Genomic DNA, 20832 nt, shown 5'->3' with positions numbered 1-20832 from the left:
AGCCAGGCCATGCGTGTTGCGATCTACCAATGCCCACCGCTGCCGCTGGATGTGGCCGCGAACCTTAAACGCTTGCACACCGTGGCGCACGAGGCATCCGGCAGCGCCGATGTGCTGGTGCTGCCGGAGATGTTCCTGACCGGCTATAACATCGGGGCCAAAGCCGCCGGGGCGCTGGCCGAAGCGCCGGACGGGGACTCGGCGCAAGCGATTGCCAAGCTGGCGAAAAACGCCGGCCTGGCCATCCTGTATGGCTACCCGGAACGGGCCAATGACGGGCAGATCTACAACGCCGCGCAACTGATCGACGCCAACGGTCAGCGCCTGTGCAATTACCGCAAGACTCATTTGTTCGGCGATCTGGACCACTCGATGTTCAGTGCCGGGAACGATGATTTCCCGGTGGTGGAACTCAACGGCTGGAGGCTCGGGATACTGATCTGTTACGACTTGGAGTTCCCGGAAAACACCCGGCGCCTGGCCCTGGCCGGCGCCGAACTGATTCTGGTGCCCACCGCGAATATGGTGCCGTTCGATTTCGTCGCCGACGTAACCGTGCGGGCGCGGGCTTTCGAGAACCAGTGCTACGTGGCTTACGCCAACTATTGCGGGAACGAAGAGGACATTCACTATTGCGGGCAGAGCAGCCTGGCAGCACCGAATGGCGAGCGCATCGCCCTCGCAGGTCTGGATGAGGCCTTGATTGTCGGCACCGTTGATCACCAGGCAATCCTCAACGCGCGCATGGCCAATGACTATTTGCAGGACCGTCGCCCCGAGCTGTACGGCACGCTGCACAAGCCCTGATCCCGCAGGTTTGCTAGCATGAGCGCTTCCCACGCTTTGGAAGTGCCCATGCCCGCCCCGGCCTACCCTCACCCTGCCACCCTGACTCTGGCCAACGGCCTGCGTGTCACCCTGCACGCTGCGCCCCATTTAAAGCGCTGCGCCGCTGTGGTGCGGGTGGCCGCCGGTAGCCATGATGCGCCCTTGGCGTGGCCGGGGTTGGCGCACTTTCTGGAACACCTGTTGTTCCTGGGGACCGAGCGCTTTCCGACAGGCGAAGGGCTGATGACCTACGTGCAGCAGCATGGCGGACAGGTAAACGCCAGCACCCGTGAACGCACCACCGAATTTTTCTTCGAACTGCCGGTGTCGAACGTTGCACAAGGGCTGGAGCGGTTGGCGGATATGCTGGCGCGCCCACGCCTGGCACTGGACGATCAGTTACGGGAGCGCGAAGTGCTGCAAGCGGAGTTCGTCGCCTGGTCCCAAGACGCCAAGGCCCAGCAGCAAGTGGCCTTGCTCGAAGGTGTGGCGAACGGCCATCCGCTGCGCGACTTCCATGCCGGCAACCGGGATAGCCTGCCGGTGGAAACCGAGGCCTTTCAGCAAGGCTTGAGAACATTTCACGCGCAGTTCTATCAGAGCGGGCAGATGACACTGAGCCTGGCCGGGCCCCAACCGCTGGATCAACTCCAAGCCCTGGCGCACCGTTTCGGCGAAATCATCATTCCCGGTTCCGGACACCCACAGGTGGCACCACCAGCCCTGATGCAAAGCCAGCCCCAGGCTTATCGCCATGTCGCCGGGCAGCATCTGCACCACGTCATCGCCTGCAACGCACCACGCGAAGCCCTGGAGTTCCTGTGCACCTGGCTCAACAACCCAGCGCCCGGCGGACTATTGGCCGAACTGCAAGCCCAAGGCCTGGGCACCGCGTTGCACGCCAGCGTGCTCTACCACTTCGCCGGGCAGGCGCTGTTGGACATCGACGTTACGCTCAGCCAGCCAGGCGAGCCGGCGGCTCAGGTTGAAGCGTTGCTGCACGACTGGCTGGGCTTTTTCGCACACAGTGATTGGACGTCACTGCGCGAAGAGTTCACCCGATTGACCGCGCGCCAGCGGCAGGTCCAGGGCGCATTGGCCCTGGCCCGCAACGACCGCGAAGCCCTGTCGGATCAGGACATCACCGCGCTGCACACGCTGCTGGATTCACTGCACCTGCCATGCGCTCGGCACTTATGGCAACTGCCCCCCCACAACCCCTTCCTGCGCCCGCCGGTCAAAGACCAACGCGCCGGCTTGATTCGTGGCCAGACCAGCGCCCATCGCGGCTTGCGCACCTTTGCCCAGGACCGCTCGCGGGGCCGTAGGGATGCAGCCGCGCTGACCTTCAGCCAGGCCCTACCCATAGACAGCCAGGAAGGTGCGCTGTATTTGAACTGGCGATTTGACTCTCGCGCGCCGTCCGGGCTGGAAGGTGCGCTGCATGAGTTGAGCGAAAACGCTCGCCAAGCGGGGCTTGAGTTGACCGTTGAAACGATCGGTCATGATTGGCGGGTCAGTCTGGTCGGGCTTCACGCGCTCATGCCGACGGTACTTGAAGCGTTAGCGCAAAATCTGACGCAAGCACAGGAAACACCCGACACCACGCCGCCGCTGCTCGCCATTCGTACGCTGCTTAAAGCGCTGCCCACCTGCTGCGCAGAGACCACGGCCGCAGATGCAAATAACACCCTGTCCTGGAACACCGCGCGTTGGCATGGGCTGGGAGTAGGTTTGCCGCCGGCGTGCGAGGCGCTGATAAAGACAGCGGCCGCGCGACTGCCGGGGCAACCGACGAGCATTGAACGCCATACCCGTGACCTCAAAGGCCAACGCGTATGGCATGAGGTCAACACTGATGCCAGTGAAGCGGCCCTGCTGCTGTTCTGTCCGACACCCAGCCCTTCCCTGGCGGATGAAGCCGCGTGGCGCCTGCTCGCTCATCGGGTCCAGGGGCCGTTTTACCAACGCCTGCGGGTGGAACAGCAGATCGGCTATGCCGTGTTCAGCGGTATACGACAGATCAGCGGGCAGACCGGCCTGTTGTTTGGCGTGCAATCGCCCCATCTGTCGCTGGATGAAATTGTGCAGCACCTGCACAGTTTCCTGGCGCAGCTGCCTGGGCTGATCGAAGGCGACACCGACTTGGGCAACGCGGCCCTGGCGCAGCAGTTCGCTGTCGATACCCTCCCCACTGCACAGGCGGCGCAACTGATTTGGCACGCGCACCTGGCGGGCCATCCGTCGGATTACCTGGCGCTGCTTCAACAACACATCCGCGACTGTACGCCCCCAGACCTGCAGCACGCCGCCCAGCAGTTGAACCACGCCGTCGGTGGCTGGCACTGCGTAGCCAACGGCCCACACACGACGAACGCCTGGCCGCTCAAAAATTGATCATTGCCAACCCTGCAACAGCCTTTTTCCATCAAGACAGCGCTAACTTGAAAAGAATTAAGTAACATTCCCACGCACGCATCTGAACATCTCCGACAGGAGGTGGACTATATGTATTACTTGGTAGTAAACGTCCCATCACTTCGTAGGAGTAAGAATATGACCTGGTCCAAACCTGCTTACACTGATCTGCGCATCGGTTTCGAAGTCACCATGTACTTCGCCAGCCGTTAATCCGCTGGGTATTACAACGCCTCGGTTCGCCCGGGGCGTTTTTGTTTTGAGCTTTGTTTGATGGAGCGACCATGTTTGTCCAGATCCTAGGTTCCGCCGCCGGCGGCGGTTTCCCGCAGTGGAACTGCAATTGCGTGAACTGCGCAGGCTTTCGTGACGGAAGCCTGAGGGCCCACGCGCGCACCCAGTCGTCCATCGCGATTTCCGATGACGGCGTCAATTGGGTGCTGTGCAATGCCTCGCCGGATATTCGTGCGCAACTGCAAGGCTTCGCGCCCATGCAACCGGGCCGCGCCCTGCGTGACACCGGCATCAGCGCGATCATCCTGATGGACAGCCAGATCGACCACACCACCGGCCTGCTGAGCCTGCGCGAGGGCTGCCCGCACCAAGTGTGGTGCACCGACATGGTCCACGAGGACCTGAGCAGCGGCTTCCCGTTGTTCACCATGCTGACCCATTGGAACGGCGGCCTGGCCTGGAACCGTATCGAGCTGGATGCAAGCTTCACCATCCCTGCTTGCCCCAACCTGCGTTTCACTCCGCTGCCCTTGCGCAGCGCGGCGCCGCCCTACTCGCCGCACCGCTTCGACCCACACCCGGGCGACAATATCGGTCTGATCGTCGAAGACCTGCGCACCGGCGGCAAACTCTTCTATGCCCCGGGCCTGGGCAAAGTCGATGCGCCATTGCTGGACATCATGGCCAGCAGCGATTGCCTGCTGGTGGACGGCACGATGTGGGACGACGATGAAATGCAGCGCCGTGGCGTCGGCACCCGTACCGGCCGCGAGATGGGCCACCTGGCACAGAACGGCCCCGGCGGCATGCTGGAAGTGCTTGAGCAGTTGCCACAGCAGCGCAAGGTGCTTATCCACATCAACAACACCAACCCAATCCTCGACGAAGATTCCCCCGAGCGGGCTGAGCTGGTGCGGCGCAATGTGGAAGTGGCTTACGACGGCATGAGCATTGAATTGTAGGAGCAAGCGAAATGACTGATACACCGCTGACGCGCGAAGCATTCGAACAGGCCCTGCGGGCCAAGGGCGCCTTCTATCATATTCATCACCCCTACCATGTGGCGATGTACGAAGGCCGCGCCACCCGCGAGCAGATCCAGGGCTGGGTTGCCAACCGCTTCTACTACCAGGTGAACATTCCGCTGAAGGACGCCGCGATCCTGGCCAACTGCCCGGACCGTGAAATCCGTCGCGAGTGGATCCAGCGCCTGCTCGACCACGATGGCGCGCCCGGTGAAGACGGCGGCATCGAAGCCTGGCTGCGCCTGGGCCAGGCGGTGGGTCTGGACCCCGACCAACTGCGTTCCCAGGAACTGGTACTGCCCGGCGTGCGCTTTGCGGTGGACGCTTACGTCAACTTCGCCCGCCGCGCCAGCTGGCAGGAAGCGGCCAGCAGCTCGCTGACCGAACTGTTCGCACCGCAGATCCACCAGTCGCGCCTCGACAGCTGGCCGCAGCATTACCCGTGGATCGACCCGGCCGGCTACGAGTACTTCCGGACCCGTCTGGGCCAGGCTCGCCGCGATGTGGAACACGGTCTGGCGATTACCCTGCAGCACTACACCACCCGTGAAGGCCAGGAGCGCATGCTGGAAATTCTCCAGTTCAAACTGGACATTCTGTGGAGCATGCTGGACGCCATGAGCATGGCCTATGAACTGAACCGCCCGCCGTATCACAGCGTGACCGACCAGCGGGTGTGGCATAAAGGGATCACCCTATGAGCTTTGATCGCAGCAAGACACCCACCTGGCGTCCGGGTTATCGATTCCAATACGAGCCGGCGCAAAAGGGCCATGTGCTGCTCTATCCCGAGGGCATGATCAAGCTCAACGACAGCGCGGCGTTGATCGGGGGGTTGATCGACGGTGAGCGCGACGTCGCGGCGATCATCGCCGAGCTGGATAAACAGTTCCCCGGCGTGCCAGAGCTGGGTGACGACATCGAGCAATTCATGGAGGTCGCCCGTGCAGAGCACTGGATTACCCTTGCCTGAGAAACCGCCGATTGGTCTGCCGCTTTGGCTGTTGGCTGAGCTGACCTATCGTTGCCCGCTGCAATGTCCGTACTGCTCCAACCCGCTGGACTTCGCCGAGCAGGGCAAGGAGCTGAGCACTGAGCAATGGTTCAAGGTGTTTCGCGAAGCCCGCGAGATGGGCGCCGCGCAACTGGGTTTTTCCGGGGGCGAACCGCTGGTGCGCCAAGACCTTGCGGAGCTGATCGGCGAAGCGCGCAGGCTGGGGTTCTATACCAACCTGATCACCTCCGGCATCGGCCTGACCGAGCAGAAGATCAGCGACTTCAAGAAAGCCGGCCTGGATCATATCCAGATCAGCTTCCAGGCCAGCGACGAACAGGTGAACAACCTGCTGGCCGGCTCGAAAAAAGCCTTTGCGCAAAAGCTCGAAATGGCCCGCGCGGTAAAAGCGCATGGCTATCCGATGGTGCTGAACTTCGTCACCCATCGGCACAATATCGACAAGATCGACCGCATTATCGAGCTGTGCATCGCCTTGGAAGCGGATTTCGTCGAACTCGCCACCTGCCAGTTCTACGGCTGGGCGCAGCTCAATCGTGTGGGTCTGTTGCCGACTCGGGAGCAACTGGTACGCGCCGAACGCATTACCAATGAATACCGGGCCAAGCTCGAAGCCGAAGGCCATCCGTGCAAATTGATCTTCGTAACGCCGGACTACTATGAGGAGCGCCCGAAAGCCTGCATGAACGGCTGGGGCAGTATCTTTCTGACGGTGACGCCGGACGGCACTGCGCTGCCTTGTCACGGCGCCCGACAAATGCCGGTGCAATTTCCCAATGTGCGCGACCACAGCATGCAGCACATCTGGTACGACTCTTTCGGTTTCAATCGCTTTCGCGGCTACGACTGGATGCCCGAGCCGTGTCGTTCATGCGATGAGAAGGAAAAAGACTTCGGTGGCTGCCGCTGCCAGGCGTTCATGCTCACGGGCGATGCCAGCAATGCTGACCCGGTGTGCAGCAAGTCCGAGCATCACGGCATCATCCTCAATGCACGGGAAGAAGCCGAACACGCCACCCAGACCATCGAGCAACTGGCCTTTCGCAACGAGCGCAACTCACGGCTCATCGCGAAAGGCTGAAACCTCAACGCTTGGCGATGATATACACCGCATGGACGATGCCTGGGATGTAACCGCACAGGGTCAGCAGAATATTCAGCCAGAACGCGCCGCCGAAACCTACCTGCAGGAACACACCCAATGGCGGCAACAGAATGGCGATGATGATACGAATGAAATCCATGGGTCAGCTCCAATCAATCGGCTCGTGCGAGCCGTGTAGCTAATCGACCTTGGGTGTTCGTGAGGGTTCAGTGGATCTGGCACGAAGCCATGCGTTAACGATCAGGCAAAAAAACACCCCCAGCCAAAAGAATCAGGCTGGGGGCGTTGCGGATACCGCGAGACGGTTCAGGAATTGGGGTTAAACGGCAATGCCTTTGCGGCACTGCAATTGCGCGGTGCGCACCCGGGAGAAGGCGCGGGCCAGGCGCAGGAGCATTTCGTCGATGTTGCTTTTGCTCACGGTCAGCGCGGGGGTGAAGCGCAGGCAGTCGGGCTGTGGCGCGGTGAGGATCAGTCCTTCATGTAATGCCGCGTTGACCACTGCATCCGCGGAGTCTTCCGACAACGTCAGCCCCCATAGCAGGCCGTGTCCGCGCAGGGCGCCATGGTTATAGCGGTAAGCCAGGCGAGCCAGGCCTTCGCTCAGATAGAGGCCGGTCTCACGCACATGTTCAAGAAAACCGTGCTCCAGCACACTGTTGAGGACGGCGACACCGGCCGCCGCCATCAGCGCATTGCCATGATGGGTGCCTTCCAGCTCGCCGACGTCGAAGCAGCACGCGTTGCCACGCGCCAGCAGCGCCGCCAATGGCACGCCGCCGCCTAGGCCCTTGCCCAGGGTGATGATGTCGGCGCGCACGCCATAATGCTGCTCGGCCAGTAATGTTCCGCAACGGCCGATGCCGGTTTGCACTTCGTCGAGGATCAGCAAAATCCCCAACTCCCGGCACAGCCGTTCGACGCCCTTGAGGTAGTGCTCGCTGGCGGGCACCACGCCGGCGCCCTGGATCGGCTCAAGCATGATCGCCACCGTCTGAGCGTCCACGGCCGCGTGCAATGCCGGCAGGTCGTTAAATGGCACATGACTGAAGCCTGGCAATTGCGGCTCAAAGCGGTTTTGCTGGGCACCAGCCGAAGCGGCGAGTGCCGCAAAGCTGCGGCCATGTCGAGCGTTGCTCGCACTGATAATGCGATAGGCCCCGCCGCGGTGCAGTTGGCCCCACTTACGCGCCAGCTTGACGGCGGCTTCACACGCCTCCGCGCCGCTGTTAAGCAGGTACGCCTGGTCGCTGCCAGTGCGATGGCACAAGCGTTCGACCAGATTGAGTTGCGCACGGTTGTGCAGGGCCATGCCGGGGTTGATCAATGCTTGGGTCTGGTCGGCCAGGGCGTTGATCAACACCTGTGGGCTGTGGCCGAGGCTGTTGGCGGCATTGCCCTGACTGAAATCCAAATAGGCGCAGTCGTCGCTGTCCCACAACCAAGAGCCCTGGCCGCGCACGAACACTTGCGCAGGCTTGGCGACGGTGGGCATCAGCACATCACTGGACGGTTCATCGGGCGTCGAATCCAGTACCAAGTCATCCAGGCTTGGCGCGGGCCGGCGCAAGGTAAACAGATTCACACTTCACCCCCGACAGCAAGCGGATATTGCCCACTCACGACTTGGATGTTTTTTGAGTTGCCTATGTAAACGCTATTAAAAAGAACGCTGCTCATTGCACGATCCGGCCCTGTAAGCCCTGCGAATAGGCGCTAGACTAGGCGCCTCGGCGGCCTTCGGCCATTTCGTTTTTCCAGCTTTTTCGATAAGCAAACCTTATGGATTTTAAGCAACTGCGTTATTTCGTCGCGGTGTATGAAGAAGGCCATGTGGGGCGGGCCGCAGAACGTCTATCGATCTCCCAGCCGGCGCTGTCGCAGCAGATCCGCCACCTGGAACAACACTTGGACGTCAGCCTGTTCGAACGCAGCAGCAAACGCCTACTGCCGACGCTGGCGGCGCACACGCTGTATAACCATGCACTGCCGCTGATCGATGGCATGCAACACGCCGTCGAAGCGTTGCGCAACTTCAAAGGCCAGGCATTGCGCACGTTGGCCATCGGCGTGCTGCAAACCGTGCATACCAGCCTGGTGCCACAGATGCTCGAACGGGTGCGCAAGGCCCAACCGCATCTGGTGGTACAAATCTACGAATTGACCGGGCTGGAGATTGAACGGCGACTGCTCAACGGCTCGCTGGACATCGGCATCAGCTACCTGCCGCCGCGTCAGCCGGGGTTGCAAGGCGTGTTGCTGTACGAAGATGAGCTGAAGGTGGTGATCCCTGAGGATCATCCTTTGCGGGAATTCAAGAAAGTGTCGCTGAAACAGGCGGCTGAGTTGCCGATGTTGCTGCTGGGGGAAGAGTTTCAGGTCCGACAAATCTGGCAAGGCCAACTTGCCAACCTCGGGCGGCGCCCGCAGGTACAGGCCGAACTCAATACCATGGTGGGGATTCTCGACAGCCTGCCGCACACCCGGTTGGCCACTGTGCTGCCGGGACGCTCCCAGGACGAACACAACAGTCAGTCACTGCTGTGGAAACCCTTGAGCGAACCAAGGGTGCCCTTGAAAGTCGGGCTGGTGTGTCGCGATGTGCAACGCCAACAGGCAACGATGGCCTTGCTGCGCACCTTGCTTGAAGACGTAATGAATGCCCCGCAGACGCCCGCGTGACTTTTTCGCGGGCAAAAGAAAACCCCGCCGAAGCGGGGTTTTGCAGACTGTTTCCCTGACATCCATTTCACTCCGCCGTCCTGGCAGAATCCTACGTGTCCGTGTTGTTGCTTTGCGCTTCCTGCGCGACGTCCATGTGAAGTAGATTATCGATGGATCCAATGTGGCGATAGAGGACGATTAGCAGCACGTCATGTAAGAGATTGCTTACACGCCCTCCAAGCCTTTAGAACTGGGCTTCATCCAGCAAAAACAACGATTCGCTACCGGCTTTTACCGACGCACACAACGAGTGGATACGCGGCAGCAGGCGCGCAAAGTAGAAGCGTGCGGTGCCCAGTTTGCTGGCGTAGAAGTCGTCCTCGGTTTCCTTGCCCCATGCGGCCTTGGCCATGCGTGCCCACATATAGGCATAGGCCATGTAACCAAACGCATGCAAATACTCCACCGACGCCGCGCCGATTTCGTTCGGGTTGGTTTTGGCGCGATCGAGCACCCAGGCCGTCAGCTCATCCAGGTTATCCACCGCCGTATTCAACGGACGGATGAACTCGCCCAGCTCAGCCCCGGCGGTCGCGGTGAACTGGCGAACCTCGTCGGCGAACAAACGATAGAACGCGCCGCCGCTGCCAACGATCTTGCGCCCCATCAAGTCCAGGGCCTGGATGCCATTGGTGCCTTCGTAGATTTGGGTGATGCGCACATCGCGCACCAATTGTTCCTGGCCCCATTCGCGAATGTAGCCGTGGCCGCCAAACACTTGCTGACCCAGCACGGTGGTTTCCAGGCCCAAGTCGCTGAGGAACGCCTTGGCCACCGGCGTGAGCAAGGCCACCAGGTTGTCGGCGCGCTCGCGGGCGGCGGCATCGTCGCTGAACTTGGCGATATCCAATTGGGTGGCTACGTAGGTGGAGAACGCACGGCCACCTTCGTTCGACGCTTTCATGGTCAGTAGCATGCGGCGCACGTCGGGATGCACGATGATCGGGTCGGCCACTTTGTCTTTGGCCTGGGCGCCGGTCGGCGCACGGCTTTGCAAGCGGTCACGCGCGTACTCGATAGCGTTCTGGTAGGAACGCTCACCGGACGCCAGACCCTGAATGCCTACGCCCAGACGCTCGTAGTTCATCATGGTGAACATCGCCGCCAGACCACGGTTAGGCTCGCCCACCAAATAACCCACGGCTTCGTCGAAGTTCATCACGCAGGTAGCGGACGCCTGGATGCCCATCTTGTGTTCGATGGAGCCGCAGCTCACTGGGTTACGCGCGCCCAGGCTGCCATCGGCATTGACCATGAACTTAGGCACCAGGAACAGCGAGATGCCCTTGGGACCGGCCGGCGCATCGGGCAACTTGGCCAACACCAGGTGGATGATGTTTTCGGTCAGGTCGTGTTCACCGCCGGTGATAAAGATTTTGGTCCCGCTGACCTTGTAGGAACCGTCCGCCTGCGGCTCGGCCTTGGTGCGGATAATCCCCAGGTCGGTACCGGCATGGGCTTCGGTGAGGCACATGGAACCGGCCCACTCGCCGGAATACATCTTCGGCAGGTAGGTGGCTTTCAAGTCTTCGTTGGCGTGGGTTGCGATCGACACGCAGGCGCCGGAGGTCAGCATCGGGTACAGACCGAACGCCAGGCTCGACGAGTTGATCATCTCTTCAACCTGGGCCGACACCGCCTTGGGCATGCCCATGCCGCCAAACGCGGGGTCGCCACCCACGCCCACCCAACCGCCTTCGGCGTAGGTTTTATAGGCCTGTGGGAAACCATCCGGCGTCGATACCACCGTGTCCGCCCAGCGGCAACCTTGCTCATCACCGCCGCGGCTAAGCGGGGCAATGGATTTGGCGGTAACTTTGCCGGCTTCTTCGAGGATCGCCTCAACGGTTTCGGTATCTACGCTGTCTGCCAACGCCGGCAACTGAGCCCAGGTGTTGGCGACGTCGAACACTTCGTTGAGGACGAAGCGCATATCCCGCAGCGGCGCTTTGTAATCAGCCATGGCAAACCTCGTTAGAACTTAAAAAGTGATTCGGTAGGATCGGTTTTACAGGCCCCGAGTGTAACCGAACAACTTTTGAGACACATAGGGTCTACTTGTGACTGACAGGTATTTTTAAGTCATCCAAGCGAAAAAGCTTCCGCGGGCAGACTCATCAGGCAGTCACTCCCCGCCTCCACCGCCGCACGATGGGTGATGGTGCGCGGCAACAGGCGTTTGAAGTAGAACTCGCAGGTGGCCAACTTGGCCTTGGCGAACTCGCCGTCGCTGTGGGACTGCGCGGCAATGGCCATGCGTAGCCACAAGTAGGCGAGGATGATGTACCCGCTGTACATCAAGTAATCCACAGCCGCCGCGCCCACTTCGTCCGGGTTCTTCATCGCGGCCATGCCCACCTTGGTGGTTAACTCGCCCCATTCCTGGTTCAACTGATTAAGCTGCGCCACATACCCCTTGAGCTGCGGGTGTTCGGCATTCGCAGCGCAGAACTTATGCACGATCTTGGTAAACCCACGCAACAACTTACCTTGGCTGCCCAGCACCTTACGGCCCAGCAGGTCGAGGGCCTGGATGCCGTTGGTGCCTTCGTAGATCGGTGCGATCCGCGCATCCCGCGCCAATTGCTCCATGCCCCATTCGCGGATATAGCCGTGACCGCCGAAGATCTGCATGCCGAGGTTGGTCACCTCCAGCCCGGTATCGGTCATGAAGGCTTTGCAGATCGGCGTGAGGAAGGCCAACAGGTCTTCGGCCTCCTGGCGCTGGGCGGCGTCGTCGCCCAGGTGGGCGGTGTCCAGCAGTTGCGCGGTGAAATAGGTCAGCGCCCGATTGCCTTCGTTGAAGGCCTTCATGGTCAACAGCATGCGCCGCACGTCGGCGTGCACGATGATCGGGTCGGCAGCCTTGTCCGGGGCCTTGGGGCCGGTCAGAGAACGCATTTGCAGGCGGTCATTGGCGTACTTGATCGCGCCCTGGAAACTCGCCTCGCCATTGCACAGCCCCTGCATGCCGGTGCCCAGGCGCGCGTGGTTCATCATGGTGAACATGCAGTTGAGGCCTTTGTTGGCCTCGCCGATCAGGAAGCCTTTGGCGCCGTCGAAGTTCAGCACGCACGTAGCCGAGGCCTTGATGCCCATTTTGTGTTCGATGGAGCCGCAGTGCACCGCATTGCGCTCGCCGGAATCGGCGTGGAACTTGGGCACGATAAACAACGAAATACCTTTGGTACCTGCCGGTGCGTCCGGCAGTTTGGCCAGCACCAGGTGGATGATATTGGCGCTCAGATCGTGCTCGCCGGCTGAGATGAAAATCTTGCTGCCGGTGACGGCGTAGCTGCCGTCCGCCTGGGGCACGGCGCGGGTCTTGATCAGGCCCAGGTCGGTGCCGCAGTGGGCTTCGGTCAGGCACATGGTGCCGGTCCATTCGCCGGCGGTGAGTTTGCTCAGGTAGGTGTCTTTCTGTTCGGCGGTGCCATGGGCTTGGATCGCCGACATGGCGCCATGGGTCAGGCCGGGGTACATGCCCCACGACGTATTGCTGGAGCCGATCATCTCGCTGAGCACCAGGCCCAGTGATTGCGGCAAGCCTTGACCGCCGTAGGCCGGGTCGGCCGCGACACCGTGCCAGCCACCTTCCACATACTGGGCGAACGCTTCTTTGAAGCCCTTGGGTGTGGTCACAACGCCATTGTCGAAATGGCAGCCCTCTTCATCACCGCTACGGTTGAGCGGCGAGAGCACGTTCTCGCAGAATTTCGCACCTTCTTCGAGGATTGCACTGACCATGTCCGGACTGGCGTCCGTCGCGCCCAATGCCGCGTAGTGACCGTGGAAATCAAACACGTTGTCGATCAGAAAGCGCATGTCGCGCAGGGGAGCTTTGTACTCAGGCATGGCGATGTCTCCGGCGGCAGATCGCTCCAACCTACCGCCGGCCGGCACGCCGTTCAATCACTGTAGGGCCGCTGAATACACCGCCATCACTCAACCGGCAGCGCTCTGGGTGCGTACCGCGCCACGGCGGTTCTGGCCGGCCGCGATCACACAGTTACGTCCCGCGCCCTTGGCCGCGTACAGCGCCTGGTCGGCGGATTTGAGCACTTCTTCCGGCGTGCGCTGCTCCATCTGACGCTCGGCCACACCGATGCTGACCGTCACCGAGACACTCGACGCCCCGCTACCCGCCCGACGTTGACGGCCCTGTTGGTCATCCTGCGGGCGGTCCGAGTTGCGCAGCTTGATATCGTAGTTGGCGACGATCTCGCGGATTTCCTCCAGGTGCGGCATGCACTCATCCAGGGTCTTGCCGGCGAATACCACGGCAAACTCTTCCCCGCCGTAACGGTACGCGCGCCCGCCGCCGTTGACCTTGGACAGCTTGCTCGCCACCAGGCGCAACACCTGATCGCCCACATCATGGCCGTGGGTGTCGTTGAAGCGCTTGAAGTGATCGACGTCGGTCATCGCCAGCACATAGTTGCGCCCTAGGCGCTGCATGCGCTCGTTGAGGGCCCGCCGCCCGGGTAGGCCGGTCAACTCGTCACGGAACGCCATTTGATACGCCTCATGGGCCACGCCGGCGGCGATCATCAACATGACCTGGCTGCACATGATGTTCAGGGTGAACGGCAGGATGAACGTTTGCGGCAGCATCCAGAACAACCCCATCACACCCACCAATTGCGCCGCATGCAGCGGACGCGGCTGGTACCAGTACTGCGCGGCAAGGGTAACGAAACCAATCAGAAACATCGGGTATGAAAGCTGAATCAAGCTCATCCAGCTGCCATGCAGCGCCGGCCAGCGAATTTCCGCCAGCCAGTTCAGCAGCGCCTGGGGATAACTTTGCTCCAAGGCCAGCGCGACACTGCCGACGGCCAGCAGCACGGCGCAGCGTGCGACAAAGTCGCGGAACAGATGGGTTTTTTCCTGCCACAGCGCATAAATGCTGAACAGCAACGGCAACAACAGGCAGCACAGATGAAACACCACCGCCGCGTCTTCACGAACGCGACCGTTATCGCGGTAGTAATCGGTCTGGGTATCGAGCAGGAAGTAAGCGACGTACACCGTGATCATCAGAAACAGTTCGCGCTGACGGCGGTACACCGCGCAATACGAGCCGCCGAGCAACAGCACCAGGGTCGGCAACACGTTGAACAACGACGTGAAGAACACGTTGAGGTCCTTGACGTACGCAGCCGAGAGCCCGGCCAGCAAAAGCAGCAACGAAGGAAGGAAATGGCTGAAACGTACAGCGGACACGCGTGACAAGGGTAAAGCTCCGACCCGCAAAAAGTAATGGCACTTTGCCGTAGCGCAAACAGTTAAGCACACCTTGCGCGGGATGCGTCACATTGCCATCACTGTAACGGCAGCCAGGCGCAATCCCTGAGCGCTGAGCTGCGTTTTTTAACCGTCGAAAAAAAACCGCCGCAGCCTTTGGGCTGCGGCGGTTTCCAAGAAACCCGGTAAGGCTTAGTAAGCCAGGCCGAAGTTTTCTTCTTTCATATCCATCAGGTTGCTGGCGCCCGACAGCATGGTAGCCACATGAGTACGAGTACGCGGCAGGATGCGCTGGAAGTAGAAGCGCGCGGTCTGCAACTTGGCGGTGTAGAACGCCTCGTCGGTAGTCCCGGCGGCCAGCTTTTCAGCGGCAACCCGTGCCATATCGGCCCAGAAGTAAGCCAGGCAGGCGTAGCCGGAGTACATCAGGTAGTCCACCGACGCGGCCCCGACTTCTTCACGGTCTTTCATCGCCGCCATGCCGACCTTCATGGTCAGTTCGCCCCACTCTTTGTTCAAAGCCGCCAGCGGTGCGACAAACTCGCTGACCGCTTCGTTGCCTTCGTTGGCCTGGCAGAACTTGTGCACGATCTTGGTAAAGCCCTTGAGCGCTTCGCCTTGAGTCATCAGCACTTTACGACCCAGCAGGTCCAGGGCCTGGATGCCGGTGGTGCCTTCGTACAGCATCGAAATGCGGCTGTCGCGAACGTTCTGCTCCATGCCCCACTCGGCGATGAAGCCGTGGCCGCCGTAGATCTGCACACCGTGGTTGGCGGATTCAAAACCGACTTCGGTCATGAACGCCTTGGCGATCGGGGTCATAAAGGCCAGCAGGCCATCGGCCTGTTTCTTGGCTTCGTCGTCGGTGCCGTACTTGACGATGTCCACTTGCTTGGCGGTGAAGTACACCATCGCACGGTTGCCTTCGGCGAAGGCTTTCATGGTCAGCAGCATGCGACGTACGTCAGGGTGCACGATGATCGGGTCGGCGGCCTTGTCCGGCGCTTTCGGGCCCGTCAGGGAACGCATTTGCAGGCGATCGCGAGCGTATTTCAGGCCGCCCTGGAAGCCGATCTCGGCGTGGGCCAGGCCTTGCAGCGCGGTGCCCAGGCGAGCGGTGTTCATAAAGGTGAACATGCAGTTCAGGCCTTTGTTCGCCGGGCCGATCAGGAAACCGGTGGCCGCGTCGAAGTTCATCACGCAAGTGGCGTTACCGTGGATGCCCATCTTGTGTTCCAGGGAACCACAGCTCACCGCGTTGCGCTGGCCGATGGTGCCATCGGCATTCGGCAGGAACTTGGGCACGATAAACAGCGAGATGCCTTTGGTGCCGGCCGGCGCGTCCGGCAGGCGGGCCAGCACGATGTGCACGATGTTATCGGCCATGTCGTGCTCACCGGCCGAGATGAAGATCTTGGTGCCGGAGACTTTGTAGGAGCCGTCGGCCTGTGGCTCGGCCTTGGTGCGCAGCATGCCCAGGTCGGTGCCGCAGTGCGGCTCGGTCAGGCACATGGTGCCGGTCCATTCGCCCGACACCAGCTTGGTCAGGTACGCCTCTTGTTGCTCGGGCGTGCCGTGCTCGGAAATGGTGTTCATGGCTCCATGCGACAGGCCTGGGTACATGCCCCACGACCAGTTGGCTTCGCCGACCATCTCGCTGACTGCCAGGCCCAGGGATTCCGGCAGGCCTTGGCCGCCGTGCTCTACGTCGTGGGCCAGGCTTGGCCAGCCGCCTTCGACGAACTGTTTGTAGGCTTCTTTGAAACCGGTTGGGGTTTTAACGCCCGACTCACTCCAGGTGCACCCTTCCAGGTCGCCCACGCGGTTCAGCGGTGCCAGCACTTGCTCACAAAACTTGGCGCCTTCTTCAAGGATGGCGTCGACCATGTCCGGGGTAGCGTCCTGGCAAGCCGGCAGGCTCTGATAGTGCGCTTCATAGCCAAGCAGTTCGTCACGAACGAAGCGAATATCACGCAAGGGGGCCTTGTAGTCAGGCATAGCGATAAACCTCTGCTGATGTATCTGGAATGAACAACCGCGTGGATGAACTGTGGCGGTCAAACAGGTGTTTGAAACATACGTTTACGACCTGGGGATGTCAAGCACCGCTCGGATGCCGTTTGTCATGACGGGCATCAATGCCACGCACGGCAATGCTTGCGGCGCGACGCCACAGGGAGTGAGTGTAGGAAATCATTAAGCAAGACGCGCGGTGAGCGAACTCGTGCGCGTCGGACTGAGGGCAGCCACGATTGTGACCGCCTCACTAGATCGGGAGAGATTAGGTATTCAGATGTCGGGCTGCTACGCAGGCCCGCTCAACAGCAAAAGTGCGGGCTAAGCGTAGGTGTCGATCAACGTACCGAGCATTTCATCCGAAGCCTTGGCGACTTTGACACCCAGCTCCACCTGAAACTTACCCTCGGCCATTTCGACCATATTGCTCGCCGAGTTGGACGGCTGGGCACGGTCGTTGGCGCGCAGCCGGTCGACCTGTGCATCCGAGGGCTGGGTCGTGGCGGCGCTGGCGATTTTACCGGCGGCCTGGTCGACGCGGTTCTGCCCCGTCTGAATGGTGCTCAGGCCCGAATAAAACGCACTGCTTCCTGAGATTTCCATGGCGTTAACCTGCCTTTAGAGAATCGTGAGCCCCGATTGAACCAGAGATCGTGGCAAAACACCCGTCAATAACACTAATGGCACAATGCCTTGCTGATAGCCAAAATCAGTCAAGCAGGTCCAATTGCAGGTAGTCGGCTACTGCCTCAGCCGTGGGCTGCTTGAGCTTGGGCACGCGCCCCAGGCATGGCGCGGGCAAGCGTTCGGCGAGGGTGGCAAGGTTTTCTTCCAGACGGGAGGTCTTGGGGTCGATGATATTGGCCACCCATCCCGCCAGCGGCAAACCGTCCCGCGCAATGGCTTCGGCGGTCAGCAAGGCATGGCTGATACAGCCCAGGCGCACGCCGACCACCAGGATCACCGGCAGCTTGAGCGCAATGGCCAGATCCGACAGGTTGGCCTGGTCGGTCAATGGCACGCGCCAGCCGCCTGCCCCTTCGATCAAGGTGAAATCGGCCTGCCGCGCCAAAACCTGTTGCATGGGTTTGAGCAGCGATTGCACCGTCAGCGCAACGCCCGCCTCCCGCGCGGCCAAATGCGGAGCGATGGCCGGTTCGAACGCCAGTGGGTTGACCTCGGCGTAACTCAGCGGCACCGAGCACTCGGCCAATAGCGCCAACGCATCGGCATTGCGCAAGCCCTTGCTGGTCACGCTACACCCGGACGCCACCGGCTTGCCCGCCGCCGTGCTCTTGCCGGCCTGCCGGGCCGCGTGTAGCAGGCCGGCGGCGATGGTGGTCTTGCCGACATCGGTATCGGTGCCGGTAATGAAATAAGCGGCGCTCATAGAGGTTTCTCCAGTACGGCATACACCACTTGGTAAGTCGCCGGCAGGCCCTGGGCCTGACGGAACTGCTCATACGCCTGGATCAGTGCAGCAACGCGCGCGCGGCCCGTCAAGCCGCCTGGCCGACCGGGGTTCAGATTGTGCGCACCGAGCGCCTTGAGTTCGTGGGTCAGGCTGCGCACGTCCGGGTAGTGCAGCACGTGGGGCTGGCGTTCCAGACACCGCACACGCAAACCGCTGGCGTCGCACAGTTGCCGATACGTGTCGAAGGTACGGAATCGATTGACGTGCACCAGACCATCGGCGGCGCGCCAGCTTTCGCGCAGTTCCTCCAAGGTCCCCACGCACAGACTGGCGAACGCCAGCACCCCGCCCGGCTGCAACACGCGGTGGGCCTCACTGAGCACCGCATCGAAATGGGCACACCATTGCACCGCCAGGCTGGAGAAGATCAGGTCGCAGCTTTCATTCTTCAGCGGCAGCCGTTCGGCATCTCCGGCGATGAAGTGCGCCGCGCCGCCCAATGGCCGCGCGTGATTGAGCATACCTTCTGCGATATCCAACGCCACGCCGTGGCTGTCGGGCAACCGCTCACCCAACGCTCGACTGAAATAACCGGTGCCGCAGCCCATATCCAGCCAGCGCGCTGGTGCGATACCGGCCGGCAAACGCGCCAGTAATTCGCCGCCCACCGCCCGTTGCAACTCGGCAACGCTGTCGTAGCTGGCCGCCGCGCGCGAGAAAGACGCCGCCACCTGGCGTTTGTCCGGTAAAGCGCCGGGCAGCGGGGGAAGGGATAAATCAGTCATCTACGCACTCATGCAAAAAAGCCTGGATGGCCGCCGCAACACCGTGGGGGTCTTCCAGAAGAAAAGCGTGGCCGGCCTGTTCAATCAGGCCGATTTCAACATCGGGCAGCAGGGCCAGCAGTTCGCTGGCGGCTTCGGCGGGCACCAACTCGTCCAGGCCGCCAAACAGGTGCAATTGCGGCCCGCGATAAGCCAGCAACGCATCGCGGGTGTCCAATTGCGCGAGCAGTTCAAGGCCGGTCATCAATACGGTGGAAGGCGTAATCGGCGCACCACTGACCAACAAGCGCGCCAGACCGCGCGGGTCGTCGGCGCCCTTGGCACACAACAAGCCGAAGCGTTTGAGGGTGACCTGGGAGTCGGCGTGGCAACCGGCGAGGAAGGCATCGAACGTTTCGGCGGGCATCGCGCTGGGCCAGTGGTCATGGGCGACAAAACAAGGGTTGCTCGCCAGCGTCAGGAGCCCGCAGCAACGCATGCCGCGCCGCGCGGCCAGCTCAGCGGCGAGCATTCCACCGAGGGACCAACCGCCCAGCCAGGCGTTGTCCGGCAGCGTGGCGTCGAGTTCGTCGAGCCACTCATTCAGGTCGCTGGAGTCCAGCGCAGGCAGCGGTTCGATATGCACCTGCAAGTGCTCATCCAAGCCACGCAAGGCAGCGGCCAATGGCTCCAGCGGTGAAACGCCGAGGCCCCAGCCCGGCAGCAAGATCAATCGATCACGCATGCTCGGGCTCGCGCAAACAGGCTTCCAACGCCTCTAACAATCGCTGCACCTGCGCCGCAGTGTGGGCGGCGGTCAGGGTCACACGCAAACGCGCGCTGCCGGCGGGCACGGTGGGCGGGCGGATCGCGGTGACCATCAGGCCGCGCTCGCGCAGCATCCAGGACAAGCGCATCGCCCTGGCGCTGTCGCCGATCAGGATCGGCTGGATCGGCGTAAAGCTGGGCATCAAGTCCAAACCTAGCTGCTCGGCCCCCGCACGGAATTGACGGATCAGCGCGTCAAGGTGCTCGCGGCGCCAGTGTTCGGTACGCAGCAGCTCAAGGCTTTTCAACGTGGCGCAGGCCAGCGCGGGCGGCTGGCTGGTGGTGTAGATGTACGGCCGGGCGAACTGGATCAGGCTCTCGATCAGGTCATCACTGCCCGCCACAAACGCACCGGCGGTGCCGAACGCTTTGCCCAGGGTGCCAACCAGTACCGGCACATCGTCCTGGCTCAGGCCAAAATGCTCGACAATCCCGCCGCCGTTGGCGCCCAGTGGGCCGAAGCCGTGGGCGTCATCCACCATCAGCCAGGCGCCTTTGGCTTTGGCGGCGCGGGCCAGTGCGGGCAGGTCCGCGAGATCGCCGTCCATGCTGAACACGCCGTCGGTCACCACCAGGGTGTTGCCGGTGGCTTTTTCCAGGCGCGTGGCCAGGCTGGAGGCGTCGTTATGCAGGTAACGATTGAACCGCGCCCCGGACAACAGCCCCGCATCCAGCAAAGACGCATGGTTGAGGCGGTCTTCAAGCACGGTATCGCCCTGCCCCACCAGCGCCGTAACCGCGCCGAGGTTGGCCATGTAGCCGGTGGTAAACAGCAGCGCCCGTGGGCGACCGGTCAGGTCGGCCAGGGCCTCTTCCAGTTCATGGTGCGGCGTGGCATGGCCGACCACCAAGTGCGAAGCGCCACCGCCTACGCCCCAGCGTGCTGCACCAGCGCGCCAGGCTTCGATCACCTGCGGGTGATTAGCCAGGCCCAGGTAATCGTTGTTACAGAACGCAAGCAAGGGTTGGCCGTCGACCACCACCTGCGGGCCTTGAGGGCTGGCAAGCAACGGCCGTTGGCGATAAAGGTGTTGGGCACGGCGGGCAGCGAGGCGCGCGGCGAGATCGAAAGACATGCTGGCCTCGGTTTGGCAGGTTTAACTCGGTCAAAATGTGGGAGGCGCTTGCTCCCGATTAGGGTGTGCCAGCCAGTGCATGTAATGACTGACCCACCGCTATCGGGGGCAAGCCCCCTTCCACATTTGGATCGCACT

The 20832-nt window shown here is 61.6% G+C and carries 19 protein-coding genes; 8 read left to right on the top strand and 11 right to left on the bottom strand.

Annotated elements, in window-relative coordinates; translation table 11 throughout:
• Nucleotides 1–9: 9 nt before the first annotated feature.
• From FIV35_RS23615 to pqqE, 7 genes are all read left to right on the top strand, one after another.
• Nucleotides 10–807, top strand: a complete 798-nt coding sequence (locus tag FIV35_RS23615; protein WP_034139562.1) for a carbon-nitrogen hydrolase family protein — start codon at nt 10–12, stop codon at nt 805–807.
• 48 nt (nt 808–855) lie between these two features.
• A complete protein-coding gene (pqqF, locus tag FIV35_RS23610) occupies nt 856–3225 on the top strand; it encodes a pyrroloquinoline quinone biosynthesis protein PqqF (protein WP_034139563.1) in 2370 nt (789 codons plus the stop codon).
• 159 nt (nt 3226–3384) lie between these two features.
• Nucleotides 3385–3459 carry a pyrroloquinoline quinone precursor peptide PqqA gene (gene pqqA, locus FIV35_RS23605; RefSeq protein ID WP_003194766.1) on the top strand — a complete coding sequence of 25 codons (75 nt, stop codon included), beginning with the start codon at nt 3385–3387 and terminating at the stop codon, nt 3457–3459.
• A 71-nt stretch (nt 3460–3530) separates the two neighbouring features.
• A complete protein-coding gene (gene pqqB, locus FIV35_RS23600) occupies nt 3531–4442 on the top strand; it encodes a pyrroloquinoline quinone biosynthesis protein PqqB (RefSeq protein WP_034139564.1) in 912 nt (303 codons plus the stop codon).
• Nucleotides 4443–4453: 11 nt separating this feature from the next.
• Complete coding sequence (gene pqqC / locus FIV35_RS23595) at nt 4454–5206, top strand: pyrroloquinoline-quinone synthase PqqC (RefSeq protein WP_034139565.1); 753 nt, start codon at nt 4454–4456, stop codon at nt 5204–5206.
• Entirely contained in the window at nt 5203–5478 is a 276-nt protein-coding gene (pqqD, locus tag FIV35_RS23590; protein WP_034101097.1) for a pyrroloquinoline quinone biosynthesis peptide chaperone PqqD, read from the top strand. The genes pqqC and pqqD overlap by 4 nt, the downstream gene beginning before the upstream one ends.
• Complete coding sequence (pqqE, locus tag FIV35_RS23585; RefSeq protein ID WP_034115288.1) at nt 5471–6601, top strand: pyrroloquinoline quinone biosynthesis protein PqqE; 1131 nt, start codon at nt 5471–5473, stop codon at nt 6599–6601. Before pqqD ends, pqqE begins: the two co-directional genes overlap by 8 nt.
• A 4-nt stretch (nt 6602–6605) precedes the next feature.
• On the opposite strand, the gene FIV35_RS23580 is transcribed toward pqqE, so the two are convergent.
• Complete coding sequence (locus FIV35_RS23580; protein WP_003228885.1) at nt 6606–6764, bottom strand: YqaE/Pmp3 family membrane protein; 159 nt, start codon at nt 6762–6764, stop codon at nt 6606–6608.
• 180 nt (nt 6765–6944) lie between these two features.
• The gene (locus tag FIV35_RS23575) at nt 6945–8210 is read right to left on the bottom strand and encodes an aspartate aminotransferase family protein (RefSeq protein ID WP_034139566.1); all 1266 of its coding nucleotides are present in this window, start codon (nt 8208–8210) and stop codon (nt 6945–6947) included.
• A 197-nt stretch (nt 8211–8407) separates the two neighbouring features.
• Here FIV35_RS23575 and FIV35_RS23570 point away from each other — a divergent pair, with 197 nt between their 5' ends.
• Nucleotides 8408–9307, top strand: coding sequence for a LysR family transcriptional regulator (locus tag FIV35_RS23570; RefSeq protein WP_034139567.1), 900 nt, complete (start codon nt 8408–8410; stop codon nt 9305–9307).
• 226 nt (nt 9308–9533) lie between these two features.
• On the opposite strand, the gene FIV35_RS23565 is transcribed toward FIV35_RS23570, so the two are convergent.
• The 9 genes from FIV35_RS23565 to bioF all read right to left on the bottom strand — a co-directional run bounded on the left by FIV35_RS23565 (nt 9534) and on the right by bioF (nt 20694).
• A complete protein-coding gene (locus FIV35_RS23565) occupies nt 9534–11312 on the bottom strand; it encodes an acyl-CoA dehydrogenase C-terminal domain-containing protein (RefSeq protein ID WP_034139568.1) in 1779 nt (592 codons plus the stop codon).
• Between the two features lie 119 nt (nt 11313–11431).
• Nucleotides 11432–13204 (bottom strand): acyl-CoA dehydrogenase C-terminal domain-containing protein, encoded by a 1773-nt coding sequence (locus tag FIV35_RS23560; RefSeq protein WP_034139569.1) that lies wholly within the window; start codon nt 13202–13204, stop codon nt 11432–11434.
• Between the two features lie 90 nt (nt 13205–13294).
• On the bottom strand, nt 13295–14584 hold the full coding sequence (locus tag FIV35_RS23555) for a GGDEF domain-containing protein (protein ID WP_034139570.1): 1290 nt from the start codon (nt 14582–14584) through the stop codon (nt 13295–13297).
• 204 nt (nt 14585–14788) lie between these two features.
• Entirely contained in the window at nt 14789–16594 is a 1806-nt protein-coding gene (locus FIV35_RS23550) for a phenylacyl-CoA dehydrogenase (RefSeq protein WP_034101105.1), read from the bottom strand.
• A 339-nt stretch (nt 16595–16933) separates the two neighbouring features.
• Nucleotides 16934–17215: a hypothetical protein gene (locus tag FIV35_RS23545; protein WP_034101107.1), complete on the bottom strand. Its 282-nt coding sequence runs from the start codon at nt 17213–17215 to the stop codon at nt 16934–16936.
• Between the two features lie 106 nt (nt 17216–17321).
• Nucleotides 17322–18002: a dethiobiotin synthase gene (bioD, locus tag FIV35_RS23540; RefSeq protein WP_034139571.1), complete on the bottom strand. Its 681-nt coding sequence runs from the start codon at nt 18000–18002 to the stop codon at nt 17322–17324.
• On the bottom strand, nt 17999–18811 hold the full coding sequence (bioC, locus tag FIV35_RS23535; protein WP_034139572.1) for a malonyl-ACP O-methyltransferase BioC: 813 nt from the start codon (nt 18809–18811) through the stop codon (nt 17999–18001). The genes bioD and bioC overlap by 4 nt, the downstream gene beginning before the upstream one ends.
• Nucleotides 18804–19535, bottom strand: coding sequence for an alpha/beta fold hydrolase (locus tag FIV35_RS23530; RefSeq protein WP_034139573.1), 732 nt, complete (start codon nt 19533–19535; stop codon nt 18804–18806). The genes bioC and FIV35_RS23530 overlap by 8 nt, the downstream gene beginning before the upstream one ends.
• Nucleotides 19528–20694, bottom strand: coding sequence for an 8-amino-7-oxononanoate synthase (gene bioF, locus FIV35_RS23525; protein WP_034139574.1), 1167 nt, complete (start codon nt 20692–20694; stop codon nt 19528–19530). The genes FIV35_RS23530 and bioF overlap by 8 nt, the downstream gene beginning before the upstream one ends.
• Nucleotides 20695–20832: the final 138 nt, after the last annotated feature.

It is taken from the genome of Pseudomonas rhodesiae (genome assembly GCF_007858255.1).
Lineage (GTDB): Bacteria > Pseudomonadota > Gammaproteobacteria > Pseudomonadales > Pseudomonadaceae > Aquipseudomonas > Aquipseudomonas rhodesiae.
This window is presented reverse-complemented; position numbering and strand designations above follow the sequence as displayed.

Excerpts from the sequence above, each read along its gene's own strand:
- FIV35_RS23545 (WP_034101107.1), bottom strand. The coding sequence starts at position 17,215 with ATGGAAATCTCAGGAAGCAGTGCGTTTTATTCGGGCCTGAGCACCATT.
- pqqC (WP_034139565.1), top strand. The coding sequence starts at position 4,454 with ATGACTGATACACCGCTGACGCGCGAAGCATTCGAACAGGCCCTGCGG.
- FIV35_RS23560 (WP_034139569.1), bottom strand. The coding sequence starts at position 13,204 with ATGCCTGAGTACAAAGCTCCCCTGCGCGACATGCGCTTTCTGATCGAC.
- bioC (WP_034139572.1), bottom strand. The coding sequence starts at position 18,811 with ATGACTGATTTATCCCTTCCCCCGCTGCCCGGCGCTTTACCGGACAAA.
- pqqF (WP_034139563.1), top strand. The coding sequence starts at position 856 with ATGCCCGCCCCGGCCTACCCTCACCCTGCCACCCTGACTCTGGCCAAC.
- FIV35_RS23580 (WP_003228885.1), bottom strand. The coding sequence starts at position 6,764 with ATGGATTTCATTCGTATCATCATCGCCATTCTGTTGCCGCCATTGGGT.
- bioD (WP_034139571.1), bottom strand. The coding sequence starts at position 18,002 with ATGAGCGCCGCTTATTTCATTACCGGCACCGATACCGATGTCGGCAAG.
- FIV35_RS23615 (WP_034139562.1), top strand. The coding sequence starts at position 10 with ATGCGTGTTGCGATCTACCAATGCCCACCGCTGCCGCTGGATGTGGCC.
- pqqD (WP_034101097.1), top strand. The coding sequence starts at position 5,203 with ATGAGCTTTGATCGCAGCAAGACACCCACCTGGCGTCCGGGTTATCGA.
- FIV35_RS23565 (WP_034139568.1), bottom strand. The coding sequence starts at position 11,312 with ATGGCTGATTACAAAGCGCCGCTGCGGGATATGCGCTTCGTCCTCAAC.
- bioF (WP_034139574.1), bottom strand. The coding sequence starts at position 20,694 with ATGTCTTTCGATCTCGCCGCGCGCCTCGCTGCCCGCCGTGCCCAACAC.
- pqqB (WP_034139564.1), top strand. The coding sequence starts at position 3,531 with ATGTTTGTCCAGATCCTAGGTTCCGCCGCCGGCGGCGGTTTCCCGCAG.
- FIV35_RS23530 (WP_034139573.1), bottom strand. The coding sequence starts at position 19,535 with ATGCGTGATCGATTGATCTTGCTGCCGGGCTGGGGCCTCGGCGTTTCA.
- FIV35_RS23570 (WP_034139567.1), top strand. The coding sequence starts at position 8,408 with ATGGATTTTAAGCAACTGCGTTATTTCGTCGCGGTGTATGAAGAAGGC.
- FIV35_RS23550 (WP_034101105.1), bottom strand. The coding sequence starts at position 16,594 with ATGCCTGACTACAAGGCCCCCTTGCGTGATATTCGCTTCGTTCGTGAC.